The organism is Ideonella lacteola (genome assembly GCF_038066555.1).
Classification (GTDB): Bacteria; Pseudomonadota; Gammaproteobacteria; order Burkholderiales; family Burkholderiaceae_C; genus Ideonella; species Ideonella lacteola.
The window spans coordinates 240,162-253,505 of the sequence record NZ_JBBUTG010000006.1 but is presented as its reverse complement, the minus strand read 5'-3'; the positions used below and the strand labels follow the sequence as shown (position 1 = coordinate 253,505).

Annotated in this window: 13 protein-coding genes; 8 read left to right on the top strand and 5 right to left on the bottom strand. The window is 68.9% G+C overall.

Going from position 1 to position 13,344, the window contains the following annotated elements; translation table 11 throughout:
* Window positions 1-4: 4 nt before the first annotated feature.
* Entirely contained in the window at window positions 5-1,297 is a 1,293-nt protein-coding gene (gene urtA / locus AACH06_RS13125) for an urea ABC transporter substrate-binding protein (RefSeq protein ID WP_341426146.1), read from the bottom strand.
* A gap of 381 nt (window positions 1,298-1,678) precedes the next feature.
* Here urtA and AACH06_RS13120 point away from each other — a divergent pair, with 381 nt between their 5' ends.
* The 8 genes from AACH06_RS13120 (at window position 1,679) to AACH06_RS13085 (ending at window position 10,932) form a co-directional block, all read left to right on the top strand.
* A complete protein-coding gene (locus AACH06_RS13120; protein WP_341426145.1) occupies window positions 1,679-2,599 on the top strand; it encodes a response regulator in 921 nt (306 codons plus the stop codon).
* Between the two features lie 102 nt (window positions 2,600-2,701).
* A complete protein-coding gene (locus tag AACH06_RS13115; protein WP_341426144.1) occupies window positions 2,702-3,631 on the top strand; it encodes a hypothetical protein in 930 nt (309 codons plus the stop codon).
* 124 nt (window positions 3,632-3,755) lie between these two features.
* Window positions 3,756-4,568 (top strand): DUF3348 domain-containing protein, encoded by an 813-nt coding sequence (locus tag AACH06_RS13110; protein WP_341426143.1) that lies wholly within the window; start codon window positions 3,756-3,758, stop codon window positions 4,566-4,568.
* A 7-nt stretch (window positions 4,569-4,575) separates the two neighbouring features.
* The gene (locus AACH06_RS13105; RefSeq protein WP_341426142.1) at window positions 4,576-7,080 is read left to right on the top strand and encodes a DUF802 domain-containing protein; all 2,505 of its coding nucleotides are present in this window, start codon (window positions 4,576-4,578) and stop codon (window positions 7,078-7,080) included.
* 1 nt (window position 7,081) lies between these two features.
* Complete coding sequence (locus tag AACH06_RS13100; protein ID WP_341426141.1) at window positions 7,082-7,771, top strand: OmpA family protein; 690 nt, start codon at window positions 7,082-7,084, stop codon at window positions 7,769-7,771.
* On the top strand, window positions 7,768-8,742 hold the full coding sequence (locus AACH06_RS13095; RefSeq protein WP_341426140.1) for a DUF2894 domain-containing protein: 975 nt from the start codon (window positions 7,768-7,770) through the stop codon (window positions 8,740-8,742). Before AACH06_RS13100 ends, AACH06_RS13095 begins: the two co-directional genes overlap by 4 nt.
* A gap of 105 nt (window positions 8,743-8,847) precedes the next feature.
* Entirely contained in the window at window positions 8,848-9,852 is a 1,005-nt protein-coding gene (locus AACH06_RS13090) for an NAD-dependent epimerase/dehydratase family protein (RefSeq protein WP_341426139.1), read from the top strand.
* 84 nt (window positions 9,853-9,936) lie between these two features.
* Window positions 9,937-10,932, top strand: coding sequence for an NADPH:quinone reductase (locus tag AACH06_RS13085; RefSeq protein ID WP_341426138.1), 996 nt, complete (start codon window positions 9,937-9,939; stop codon window positions 10,930-10,932).
* A gap of 57 nt (window positions 10,933-10,989) precedes the next feature.
* Here the strand turns inward: AACH06_RS13085 and AACH06_RS13080 are convergent, their stop codons facing one another.
* Genes AACH06_RS13080 through AACH06_RS13065 form a run of 4 tightly spaced genes read right to left on the bottom strand, consistent with a single transcriptional unit; the run spans window position 10,990 to window position 13,329 of the window.
* Window positions 10,990-11,340, bottom strand: a complete 351-nt coding sequence (locus AACH06_RS13080) for a DUF1330 domain-containing protein (protein ID WP_341426137.1) — start codon at window positions 11,338-11,340, stop codon at window positions 10,990-10,992.
* Entirely contained in the window at window positions 11,337-11,831 is a 495-nt protein-coding gene (locus tag AACH06_RS13075; RefSeq protein WP_341426136.1) for a nuclear transport factor 2 family protein, read from the bottom strand. Before AACH06_RS13075 ends, AACH06_RS13080 begins: the two co-directional genes overlap by 4 nt.
* Window positions 11,828-12,274 (bottom strand): GlcG/HbpS family heme-binding protein, encoded by a 447-nt coding sequence (locus AACH06_RS13070; RefSeq protein ID WP_341426135.1) that lies wholly within the window; start codon window positions 12,272-12,274, stop codon window positions 11,828-11,830. The genes AACH06_RS13075 and AACH06_RS13070 overlap by 4 nt, the downstream gene beginning before the upstream one ends.
* A 44-nt stretch (window positions 12,275-12,318) precedes the next feature.
* Window positions 12,319-13,329, bottom strand: coding sequence for a zinc-binding alcohol dehydrogenase family protein (locus AACH06_RS13065; RefSeq protein ID WP_341426134.1), 1,011 nt, complete (start codon window positions 13,327-13,329; stop codon window positions 12,319-12,321).
* Window positions 13,330-13,344: the final 15 nt, after the last annotated feature.

The window sequence follows — 13,344 nt, the reverse complement described above, 5'->3', positions numbered from 1 at the left end:
CAGATCACTTCGTCGGGACGTTCTTCTTGCCCTTGTTCTCGGGGATGTAGTCGCTCCACGGGTCGGCCTGCACCGGGCCCGGCGTCTTCCACACCACGTTGAACTGGCCGTCGGCGCGCACTTCACCAATGAAGACCGGCTTCCAGAGGTGATGGTTTTCCTTGTCCATCGTGCTGGTGAAGCCACCGGGCGCCTTGAAGGTCTGGCCCGCCATCGCGGCAATGACCTTGTCGGTGTCGGTGGACTTGGCCTTGGCCACGGCCTGGGCCCACATGTTGATGCCGATGTAGGTGGCTTCCATCGGGTCGTTGGTCAGCGGCTTGTCCTTGTGGCCGGCGATGCTCTTGGCCTTGGCGTAGTCGCTCCACTTCTTCACGAACTCGGTGTTGGCCGGGCTCTTGATCGACATGAAGTAGTTCCAGGCGGCCAGGTGGCCCACCAGCGGCTTGGTGTCCACGCCGCGCAGCTCTTCTTCGCCCACCGAGAACGCCACCACCGGCACATCGGTGGCCTTCAGGCCCTGGTTGCCCAGCTCTTTGTAGAAGGGCACGTTCGAGTCGCCGTTGATGGTGGACACGACGGCCGTCTTCTTGCCCTCGCCGGAGAACTTCTTGATCTTGGCGATGATGCTCTGGTAGTCGGAGTGGCCGAAGGGCGTGTACTCCTCCATGATGTCGGCGTCGGCGATGCCCTTGCTGTGCAGGAAGGCGCGCAGGATCTTGTTCGTCGTGCGCGGGTAGACGTAGTCAGTGCCCAGCAGCACGAAGCGCTTGGCCGATCCGCCGTCCTTGCTCATCAGGTATTCCACCGCGGGGATGGCCTGTTGGTTCGGCGCCGCACCGGTGTAGAACACGTTCTTGCTCAGCTCTTCACCTTCGTACTGCACGGGGTAGAACAGCAGGGAGTTGGTCTCTTCGAACACCGGCAGCACCGACTTGCGGCTGACCGACGTCCAGCAGCCGAAGACCACGGCGACCTTGTCCTGGGTGATCAGTTGCTTGGCCTTCTCGGCGAACAGGGGCCAGTTGGAGGCCGGGTCGACGACGACCGGCTCCAGCTTCTTGCCCAGCACGCCGCCCTTGGCATTGATCTCGTCGATCGCCATCAGCACGGTGTCTTTCAGCACCGATTCAGAAATCGCCATCGTGCCCGACAGGCTGTGCAGCACGCCCACCTTGATGGTGTCGGCCGCTTGCGCCCACATCGGCAGGCCGGTGACGGCGGCGGCCAGGGCCACCGCCCCCAGTTGGCGGGCGAATTGGCGGCGAGGACGGGCGAAGGGGCGAGACGTGCTCATGTCGGTGGTACTCCTGCGGGGTTGAACGGGACACCGGCAGGTTAGGTGGGGGGCGCCGACCGTGAAATACGCCGGATGGCGTACAGCCGCGGTTGGGAGTAGCGTCAGGGGTCGGCGGCTGCGGGCCCGAATCGGCGGGCCGCCCGGGGCGAGTGCGAGGGCAGATGCCGGCATCGCCGGCCAATTGACCCTCAAGCCGGACGACAAAGCGGCCGATACCGCGACATGGCCCGGTCGTGTAGGGCCCCATCGAATGCCAAGAATGTCACGTATCCGCTCGAATCACTGCCGTCCCGGCGAGCCGGGAGCCCACCGCGCCCGGCGAATGGCCGGGCCGGATCGTCCGACGGAGCACTCCAGCCGCCGCTTCGGAGGACGAACATGAGCCCAGTCACAAGCACGGTGGGCAGCCGACGGGTGCTGGTGGTGGACGACAGCCGCGCGATGCAGGCCATCATTCGCCGCGTGCTGGAGAGCCAGTCCGGCTACCACACCGAGATCGAGACCGTCGCCTCCGGCGAAGCCGCGCTCGACGCGCTGGAGCGGTTCGCGCCCAACCTCATCGTGTCCGACTGGCACATGCCCGGCATGAGCGGGATCGAGCTGCTGCAAACGCTGCGGCAAATGGGCCATTCCAACCTCGCCGTGGGATTCGTCACGACCGAGACCACCCCGTCGCTGCTGCAGCAGGCGCTGACCAACGGCGCCGCCTTCATCGTTCACAAGCCCTTCCACGACCAGGAACTGCTGGCGGCCGTGGGCAATGTGCTGAGCCGCCCGGCCGTCGGGCAGGCCAACCCGCCCGGGCAGCCGCCTCAAGAGCCGTTGCAGGGCGTGCGCGCCTTGCGCAAGTTCATCCAGGCGTGGATGCCGGGCGTGCCCTTCCGCGTCATCGAGGGCGAGAAGTTCGACAGCACGCACCTGACCTCGCAGAACCTGCTGGCCGTCTATTCGCCCACCCACAGCAACAGCCTGTGCGCCCTGGCGGCCGCCAACATGCCGGCCCTGTGCATGATCGGTGGCAGCGCCATCCAGGCTGACCCGAAGGACATCCGCCGCGCGATCCAGGACGGCATGCCCAACCAGGACATGGTCGACAGCGCCGTGCTCTTCTTCCGTGAGTTGACCCCGCTGCTGCTCAGCCAGGTGGGCGTGGACGACGCCAAGTTCAAGGGCGCCAACATGGTGGCGCGCGACTTCGCCAAACTGCGCGCCGCGGTGGACAGCTCGGTCGGCCGCGCCGACTACCGGCTCTCGATCCCAGGCTACGGCGACGGACGGCTCGTCATCATCCGGGCTTGAGATGTACACCGCTGCGCTGCTTCTGTTCGGTGTGGGGCCTCGGGCCCCCCATGGCATGCCATGCCCGATGGCCGGCGTGCCTGCCATCGGCGGGAGGCCCGCGTGAGCGCGACCGATTTCGGCATCCTCGCCGTTGTCATCTGCAACGTGCTGTTCCTGGTGCTGTGCACCTACATGGCCTGGCGCATGATGACGTACATGCGGGACAGCCAGGCCGATCTTTCGGCCTTCGCCAACAGCCTGAAGGCGCACGCGGGCCGGCTCAACCGCACGGCCGACAACACCCTCGAAGTGTTCGCCGACATGAAGCGCGAACTCGGCAAGCTGATCGAGACGGCGCGTGGTGCCGCCAGCAGCGGTAGCCGAGGCCGGCCTTCTGACCCGTACCACCAGTGGGCACAACGGGACCCGAAGGCCCTCAACCGCCTGATCGACCAGCAAGGCGACATGCTCGACGAGGTGTCGCGCGTCGATGCCAAGCAGTTTGAAGAGTGGCGGCGCGTCAAGCAGGTCGAACTCGACCGACTGCTGCAGCAGAAACAGCATGTGCAGCAGGAGTTCCAGCGCCTGCGGCAGGCCCACGACGATGCTGTGCACAAGTTGCGCGAGCATGAGCTGCGCAGCCGCCAGTACATGAAGGCCAATGCCGAAGCCAGCGCCTTGCGCGGCGAAGTGGCGGCCCTGAAGCAACAGTTGCAGCAAGCGGTGTACGCCCGAGCCACCCAGCCCGAACCCCAACCGTGGGATGCGGACGCCGACCAGATCCACCAGGCCCAGGCGCCATCACCGAAGGTCAAGGAGTTGGCCGCGCAGCTGGCCGAGGCCGAGGCCGACCGCCAGCGCCTGCGCCGGCAGCTCGAGCAGATCCAGGACAACCTGAAGCGCACGCTCACCGAGAAGGAATTCATCGAAGACCGCTTCATGCAGCTCGACGCCGACCGGCAAGAGCCCGCGCCCAGTGCCCCGGCGGCGCCTGCCGCGCCCGCCGCCGCCCCGGCGGAGGACTCGACCATGGTGGTGCTGCCGGCCTGATCGCGGCCGCCGGTGCGGCCCCAGTGCCGCCCAGGGCTGCCGGCCCGCCGCCGGGGCCCCCAGCCCGGCCCTCCCCCGCGGTAGTAGACTGTCGGGTTTTCCCAACTGTGCCTTTGCCGACCGCATGACGCGAGGGACACCGCGCCTAAGTCTCACCGGCTCGCCGCTCATTCGACTGCTCGTTCGCCTCGCCGAGGTCGACGCGCCCGACTCCAAACAAGCCTTCGCCGAACGGCTGAGCCATTGGCTCAGCTGGACCGACGCCATTTCGCTGTCGGCGGCCCTGAAGAGCTCGGAGTCGAGCGCGCACCCGGCGCCCAGGCCGGGCGGCGCAGCTGCGTCCGGCTCGCCGGCTCAGCGTCCAGCGGCAAGCCCCGAGGTGCTGGAGGCCAACCGCCAGCGCGCTGCGCTGGAAAAGACTTTGCCTTTCGAGCCGACCGAAGCCCGGCCCCGCTCCTCGCGCCCGGGCCACCGGCCTGAGCCGGCGCCCGAGGCCGCCGTTGATTTCCCCAGCCACCGCCGCCACTACTTCGCGCGGCAGCAGGCGATGGACATGACGGTGACGGCGCTGCGGTCGCACCTGCGCAGCCTGCTGGCCCAGCGCTCGCCGGAGATGGCGCGCCTGGCCGCCGTCGACGCGGTGATGGAGCAAGCCCTGGGCGAGCGCGAACGCAGCCTGTTGTCGGCCGTGCCCGTGCTGCTGGAGCGCCGCTTCGAACAACTGCGCCGCGCCGCGCTCGTGGAGGCCGAGACGGCCGAATCCTCAGACCTGGCGTCATCGCCCACCCCTTCCATCGTCAGCGACGCCGCCTTCCCGGGCGCGTGGCTCACGACCTTCCGACAAGACATGCACAGCGTGCTGCTGGCCGAGTTGGATCTTCGTTGGCAGCCGATCGACGGCCTGCTCGAAGCGCTCCGTGCCCAGCCCTTGCCCTAGAACCGCCATGATCCGTTTGCTTCAAATCGTCGCCTTCATCACCGGCCTGGCCCTCGTGGGCTGGATCGCCGCGGGCTACCTCGGCAGCCATCCCGTGGCGCTGATCGTCACGTTGATGGTGGCTGCCTTCTACCTGATGGGCGTCAGCGAGCTGTGGCGCTTCCAGCGCGCCACCGCGGCACTGGCGCAGGCGCTGCACGGCCTGTCGACCACGCCGGCACAGCTCGGCCCCTGGCTCGGCAGCCTGCCGCCCGGTCTGCAAAACGCTGTGCGCCTGCGCATCGAAGGCGAGCGGGTCGCCCTGCCCGGCCCGACGCTCACCCCCTACCTGGCCGGCCTGCTGGTGCTGCTGGGCATGCTCGGCACCTTCCTGGGCATGGTCGTCACCTTGAACGGCACCGGGCTGGCGCTGGACAACGCCGCCGACCTGCAGGCGCTGCGGGCTTCGCTGTCGGCACCGGTCAAGGGCCTGGGCCTCGCCTTCGGCACCTCAGTGGCTGGCATCACCGCCTCGGCCGCGCTGGGCCTGATCTCGGCGTTGTGCCGCCGCGAGCGGGTGCTGCTGGGCCAGGTGCTCGATGCCAAGGTGGCCACCGTGCTGCGCCCCTTCTCACGCATCCACCAGCGCGACGAATCGTTCAAGCTGCTGCAGCAGCAGGCCCAGTCGATGCCGGTGCTGGTCGACCGGTTGCAGACGATGATGGACACGCTCGAACGCCACAGCCAGGCACTGGGCGAACGCCTGGCCGCCGACCAGCAGCGATTCCACCAGCAGGCCGAGGTGGCTTACCAGGCCCTCGCCACCTCGGTGGGCCAATCGCTGCAGGCCAGTCTGGGCGAGAGCGCACGGGTGGCCGGTGCCACCATCCGACCAGCGGTGGAAGCGGCCATGGCCGGCATCGCACAGGAGACGGCCGCCCTGCACGACACGATCGCACGCACCGCGCAGGAGCAGCTCGATGGCCTGGCCAGCCGCTTCGATGCCAGCACCAGTGCCACCGCAGCCTTGTGGCAGACGGCGCTGCAAGAGCACCGTGAAGCCCATGCCCATCAGTCGACCGCGCTGCGGGCGACCCTGGATCAGTTCGCCGAGACCTTCGCCCAGCGCTCGGCCACCCTCGTCGACGAGGTCTCTGGCCGCTTGACCGACAGCGTGGGCCAGGTGTCAGCCACCTGGCAAGCCTCTTTGGCGCTGCAGGAGCACCACAGCCAGAGCCTGGTGGAGCAGACGGGGCAGGCCATGGCGCGCGCAGCGGCGACCATCGAACAGCATTCCGCGTCCCTGTTGAAAACGGTGGGCGAGTCGCACGAGCAGTGGCAGGCCCGCGTGGCCGCGGGCGAGCAAGAGCGCCTGCAGCAATGGACCGCCCGGCTCGAATCGATCGCCGCGACGCTCGACCAATCGTGGCAGCGCACCAGCGCCGATGCGGTGGCCCGGCAGCTGCAGATGGCCGACGAACTCGCGCAGATCGCCCGCGACATCGCCAGCCGCACCGAAGCCCAGGCCCACAGCGCCATCACCGAGGTGCAGCGGATCGCAGAGCGCGACGATGCGCGCACCGTCGCCTGGAGCCAGACGCTCGAATCGATGGCCTCGTCGCTCAAGGCCGAGTGGCAGCGCACCAGCACCGATGCGGTAGCCCGGCAGCAGCAGATGGCCGACGAACTCGCGCAGATCGCCCGCGACATCGCCAGCCGCACCGAAGCCCAGGCCCACAGCGCCATCACCGAAGTGCAGCGGATCGCAGAGCGCGACGATGCGCGCACCGTCGCCTGGAGCCAGACGCTCGAATCGATGGCCTCGTCGCTCAAGGCCGAATGGCAACAGGCCGGTGCCCAGACGCTGGCCCAGCAGCAGCAGATCTGCCAGACCTTGGCGCAAACCGCCAACGAGATGGTCGCGCAAGCCGAATCGCATGCCAAGGCGACCATCGCCGAGATCAGCCGCCTGGTGCAGGCCGCTTCCGAAGCGCCGCGCGCGGCCGCCGAGGTGGTGGCGGAGCTGCGTCAGAAGCTGTCGGACAGCATGGCGCGCGACAACACCATGCTGGAAGAACGCAGCCGCATCCTCGACACGCTGGCCACCCTGCTCGACGCGGTGAACCATGCGTCGACCGAGCAGCGCGCCGCCATCGACGCTTTGGTGGGCAGCTCAGCCGAGCTGCTGGAACGGGTGGGCTCGCGTTTCACCGAGCAGATCGACGGCGAGACCGGCAAGATGGCCGAAGTGGCCGCCCAGATCACCGGCAGCGCCATCGAGGTGGCCAGCTTGGGCGAGGCCTTCGGCTTCGCGGTGCAGATGTTCAGCCAGTCCAACGACAAGTTGCTCACCCAATTGCAGCGCATCGAAGCCGCCCTGGCCAAGTCGATGGCGCGCAGCGACGAGCAACTGGCCTACTACGTGGCCCAGGCCCGAGAGGTGATCGACCTCAGCATCATGTCGCAGCAGCAGATCGTCGAAGATCTGCAGCAACTGGCCGGACGCTCGGCCCCGGTGGTGAGCGAGGCCTGACATGCTGGACGACATGGATGCGGGCGCCGAAGCCGCCCTCGACGGCGCTTCGGAATCGGGCGTGCCGGTCTGGGCGGTGTTCGGCGATCTGATGTCGGGCTTGCTGGGCGCGTTCGTGCTGATCCTCGCCTGCGTGTTGGGTGTGCAATTCGAACTGGCTTCGCGGCTGGAGTCCGAGGTGAAGCAGCGGCAGGCCGAAGCCCAGCGCCGCGAAGCCCTCGAAAAGGCGCTTGCGGGCCCCTTGGCCGCCGGGCGCGTCACCCTGAACAACGGGCGCATCGGCATCAGCGGCAGCGTGCTGTTTGCCTTCAACTCCGACGATCTGCAGCCCGAAGGCCGGCAGGTGCTGCGCAGCCTCGCCGCGCCACTCACCGCCTACCTGCAGTCGCGCGACGAAGTGTTGATGGTCAGCGGCTTCACCGACGACCGGCAGGTGCGCAACGGCGGCAAAGGCCGGTTCGCCGACAACTGGGAGCTCTCGGCGCAGCGGGCCCTGACGGTGACCCGGGCACTGATCGAGGAAGGCGTGCCGTCGTCGTCCGTCTTCGCAGCCGCCTTCGGCTCAGAACAGCCCGTGGCGTCGAACGCCGATGCCGAGGGCCGCTCGAAGAACCGCCGGGTCGAGATGGCCCCGACACCGCGCCCCTCTCGCGGTGAAGCCCGGCCCTCATCCAGCCCCCCGGCGCCATGACCGACACCGCCGGATCGCCGGCCGACCTCGAAGCGACGTTGGCCGATTGGCGCCTTCGCGGGGCCGACCAGCGCGACCCCGTGCGTTTTCGCTTCATCGAAGCCATGGCACAGCGGGCAGCCGCTCAGCAAGGGCCGGTTCGCCGCATGCTGGACGCCCGGTTGGCGAGCCTGATGCAGGCCTACGAGGCCGATGCCGGCCGCGCCAGCCCGGCACCGGAAGGCGCAGAGCCGGACGCCAGTGAATCGCCGGCGACGGCCGAGCCACTCGCCGAAGCCAGGGCGGAGCCACAGCCCCTCGCAGAGCACGTCCCCGAAGACGCCGCGGCGCCCACCACGCAGGCCACGGGCCAGCCCGCCGCCGAGACCGCCCCGGAACCCAAGGCCCAGCCGCCGATCGCGCCGGCCCATCCGAAGACCACTCGCCGCGCCCCGCCGTCGAAGTCGCGGGCGGCCGAAACGGCAGGGCACGCCCCGGCCACGCCCACCCGCATGGGAACCGCCTCGCCCCTCACACCCACCCTGCCCACCTTGCCCGCGCGGCCCGCCTCGCCGGGCGCGACATCCGGCAAGGCCGGCGAGGCCGGCGCCTTGGGGGACCTGCTGGCGCATTTGGCCCAACGCCAGATGCCCCTGGCGCCACCCCACCGGCCCGGCGCACCCGCGGCGCCCGGCATGCACTCGACACCCGCTGCGCGCGGCACCGCCCCGCTCGCCGCATCGGCACCGCCAGAGCTCAAGGCCCTGCAGTACTTCCGCAGCACCTGGTCGCGGCTCAGCACCGAGCAGCGCCTGGCGCAATCCGCCGCCAAGTTGCCCGAGAACGCGGGCCCCTTGAACTCGCAGCACCTGGTGCATCAATCGCTGGTGCTGATGCGCGAACTCTCCCCGGGCTACCTCGAGCGCTTCATCGCGCATGTTGACGCGCTGCTGTGGCTGGACCAGGTGACCCACAGCGCCGGCCCTCGCTGACGCGCAGAGCACCCGCAGCCACGCACTCCCGGCTGAACCCCTGCGGCCCCTCCGGTGCGTCGGTGAATTGAACACGGCGCGGTGCGGCTGTGCCACGATGGCGGCATGCCTTCGAACCCCATCAGCACGTCCACCGCCCCACTGAAGCTGCTGGTGCTCGGTGGCACGGTGTTCCTCGGTCGGCACGTGGTCTCGGCAGCGCTCGCCGCGGGGCACGACGTCACCGTGTTCAACCGGGGCCGGCGCGCGATGGAGTTCCATCGCCCGGTCTCAGCGCTGATCGGCGACCGCGATGCCGACACGTCCGCCTTGCGGGGCCACCCCTTCGATGCCGTGATCGATTGCAGCGGCTACCGGCCCGCGCAAATCAGCCGCGTGGCCGAGGCGCTGGAAACACCCTGGCCACATTGGGTGTTCGTGTCGACGATCTCCGTGCTCGAGCGCTTCGCACCGGGACAGGCCTACGACGAATCCGCCCCGGTCACCGCCGCCAGCACCGGTTACGGCGGCGAAAAGGCCCGCGCCGAGGAAACACTGCAGGCCTTGACTGGCGGGCAATGCACCATCGTGCGCCCCGGCCTCATCGTCGGGCGCCACGACCCCACCGGCCGCTTCAGCTACTGGCCGTGGCGCGTCGCCCAAGGGGGCTCGGTGCTGGCGCCGGGCCGGCCTGCGCGCCTGGTGCAGGTGATCGATGCGCGCGACCTGGCCGAATGGTGCGTGCAGCTCGCGGTCGCGCGCACGCCAGGCACCTTCCACGCCGTCGGCCCGACGCAGAGCATGCAATCGGTGCTGGACACCTGCCGCGAGGCCTGCGGCGCGCCGGCTCGCTGGGTGTGGCGCACCGACGCCGAGTTGCTGGCCGCTGGCGTCACCCCGTGGACCGGCCTGCCGCTGTGGCTGCCCGAGGACGACGCCGACTTCGGCGGCATGCTGTTGGGCCGCCGGGACAAAGCCGAGCAGGCCGGCCTGCGCAGCCGCCCTTTGATCGACACGGTACGCGACATCCTGAGCGAGCAGCGCGACGACCCGACCCGCGCCACCTTCGCCCAGACCTTGACGCGCGACGCACAGACGCGCCTGATCGAATCGGCCTCAAGCTCGCATTGAAACTGTCTCAACCTCAGTCGGCTTCCAGCGACGGAATGCCGCCAGTAGAGTCGACGAGCGCAAGGTCGCGCACACGGAGAGACGATGAAAGCCGCTTGGTACGAACGAAATGGGCCCGCGCGTGAGGTGTTGGTAGTCGGTGAGTGGGACACGCCGAGCCCCGGGGCAGGCGAAGTATTGGTGCGGATCCACGCCTCGGGTGTCAACCCATCGGACGTGAAATCCCGCGCCGGACGGCCCCTGGTCGGGCCGCGGGTCATTCCGCACAGTGACGGCGCGGGGGTGATCGTCGACGTGGGGCCAGGCGTGCCGCGCGAGCGCGTGGGCGAACGGGTATGGCTGTGGAACGGCCAGTGGAAGCGCCCGATGGGCACGGCCGCCGAGTTCATCGCCGTGCCGCAGCATCAAGCGGTGCACCTGCCCGATGGCACCGGCTTCGAAGAAGGCGCATGCCTGGGCATCCCGGCCCTGACGGCATTGAACGCCTTGACCACCGACGGGCCGGTGTGGGGCCAGACGGTGCTGGTGGCCGGCGGTGCGGGTGCGGTGGGCGCCTATGCCGTTCAGTTCGCCAAGCTTCTGGGCGCTGGCCAGGTGGTGGCCACGGTGAGCTCTGACGAAAAAGCTGCGCTCGCCCGGGCCTATGGCGCCGATCACACCATCAACTACCGGGAGGGTCGTCTGGTGGAAGCCGTGCGAGAGCTCACGGGCGGCCGTGGCATCGACCGGATCATCGAAGTCGACGCTGCCGCGAACATCAAAGACCTTCCGCAGATCGTCGCCCGCGACGGCCTCTGCGTGGTCTACGGTTCGGGTGCACCGGACATCCCTGTGCCCTTCGGGCCGATGATCCTCATCGGCGCGGCCATGCGGTTTTTCGTCGTCTACGAGTTGACGCCACCGGTGCGCGACAGGCTCGTCGCGAGCCTGAACGCCTACCTTCAAGCCCAGAGGCTCCAGCACAGCGTGGCGGCACGCTACCCGCTGGACCAGATCGCAGCCGCCCATGAGGCCGTGGAGAGTGGCAAGGTGGTCGGCAACGTCGTGCTGACGCTTCAGCCATCTGGCCCGTCGGCCTGACGGCCGCCCGCGGGGGCTGCGGCGCCGACGCTGGCCCCCGCTGCCCCACGCCGCTGGCTACCCCCGCCTCTCAGCAGCGTCAGAGGTCGACACCGGCGGCGATGCCTCTCCGCTCGCCGGCCGGCCTTCGACCAGAATGGCCCGGTAGTCCGCGCCAGCGAACCGGTGCCGCGCGGCAGACTGATAGGCCGGACTGCGGTACCAATCCTCGGCCTCGGCCCAGCTCGGGAACTCCAGCACGACCACGCCTTCGGCAGGGGCTCCTTCGAGCACCTGCTGCCGGCCATAGGTGACGTGGAACCTCACCTCCCGACCGTCAAACGAGCGGCCCACTTGCGCGCTGTAACGGCCGAGTTCAACGGCGTCGCTCGTCTTTTCCTTGATGAACACGATGTACGCGGCGGTCATGGCTTTCCCCCGCTCGAATCGCTGCGGTCAGCCGGCGAGGAAAAGTGGATGTGCCGGATCTTCCAGCCGTCGCCCTGGTGCTGCCAGACCATCGTGAACGGCAGCTGGGCCACGACAGCGGCCGCTTGTGGCGGGGCGATGTAGCCCACGCGGATGCCGGTGACGATGACGGCGGCGTCGCCCACCTGTTGAGCGCGTGCATCGCCCACCCGCAGATCGATGCGGCGCCCGGCGGCAAAGAGCGACTTGAAGGCCTTCATGTCGAGTTGAAGCAGCCGCGGCGACTCGGGCGTCAGTTCGCTGAACCCCTGCTCGGGAACGAAGCGGGAGACGGCGGCGGTGTCCTGCGCCGACATGCTGGCAAAGAAGGCGTGGGTGGCCCGCACGGCATCGTCTTCGACCATGCCGGCCGGCACGCCGACACAGACGGCCAGCAGCGCAGCGGCCACGGACGAAGCGCGCCGGACCGCACGAATGCTCGAGAGGGTCATGACGGGGCCACCTCGAAACCGAGCGACTTCAGCGCCGTGATGGCGGCGTCGTGGTCTTGCTGCGCCGTCCCGCCCGAAATGCCGATGGCGCCGACCACCTGCCCCTGCGCCACGATGGGGCAGCCGCCCGCCACCGCCACCAGGCGCGGCCGGTGCGCCAACTGGGCGATCTGGCCATCCTGGAGGATCCGGTTCCAGACATCGGTTCCGACACCGAACGATGCGGCCGTCCAGGCCTTGTCGATGGCCACCTCCGCCGTCAACAGCCCGGCCCGGTCGGACCGCTCGAATGCCTTGAGGTGGCCGGCCGCATCGGTGATGGCGATCGAGACGTCGATGCCCATGGCCTGGCTGGCGGCACGGGCGGCGCTGGCCAGCGACAAGGCGGCGTCACGAGTCAGCGCGATGGTGGAGTAGGTGAGTGCAGAAGTGGTTGGGTTCATGATGCGCAGAGTCAAGAAGAACGGTTGCAGTGGTGTGCGTGATTTCAGAATCCGACGAGGACGACCTTGCCCTGGGCCGATCCGCTCTCGATCAGCGCATGGGCCTGTCGAAGGTTGGCGGCATGGATGGGCGCCAGCGTGGTGTGGACCGTCGTGCGCAGTTGCCCTGCGTCCACCAGCCGGGCGACTTCAGCCAACAGTTGTCCCTGCTGATCCATGTCCGGCGTTTCGAACAAGGAACGGGTGAACATCAGCTCCCAGTGCAGCGCGATGGACTTGGTCTTCAGTTTCATCACGTCGAGCCCGTGCATGTCGTCGATGACGGCCAGGCTGCCTTGAGGCTTCAGGCTGTCGATGATCTGGTCGTAGTGATCCTGGGTATGGGTCAGCGCGGCCACGTAGTCCACGCCCTCGATGCCCGCGGCCTTCAGACCGGCCGACAGGGGCTGGCGATGGTCGATCACCGCATGCGCGCCCAGATCAAGGCACCACTGACGCGTCTCGGGCCGCGAAGCGGTGGCGACGACCTTCAGCTGGGTCAAGCGGCGCGCCAGCTGGATCAGGATCGATCCGACACCGCCCGCCCCACCCACGACCAGCAGCGTCTGCCCCGCGCCGCCGTTCTTGGGAATGCGCAGGCGGTCGAACAACAGCTCGTAAGCGGTGATGGTCGTCAACGGCAGGGCCGCCGCCTGGCCATCGTCGAGCGTTGCAGGCGCGAGTGCGGCGATGCGCTCGTCGACCGCATGCAGTTCGCTGTTGGCGCCGGGCCGGTTGATGGCGCCGGCGTAGTAGACCCGGTCGCCCACCTTGAACATCGTGGCTTGGGCGCCGGTCTGCACCACCGTGCCGACGGCGTCCCAGCCGAGCACTTCAGCCTGGCCCGCTGCCGGCACGCGGCTGCGGCGCACCTTGGTGTCCACGGGGTTCACGGAGATGGCGCCGACGCGGACGATGATGTCGCGCGGCTTGGGCACCGGCGCCGGCAGCTCAAGATCGACAAGCGCCCGGTCGTCGTCGACCGGCAGGTTCTGGTGGTAGCCAATGGCTTTCATGGTGCGTCCTCGTGA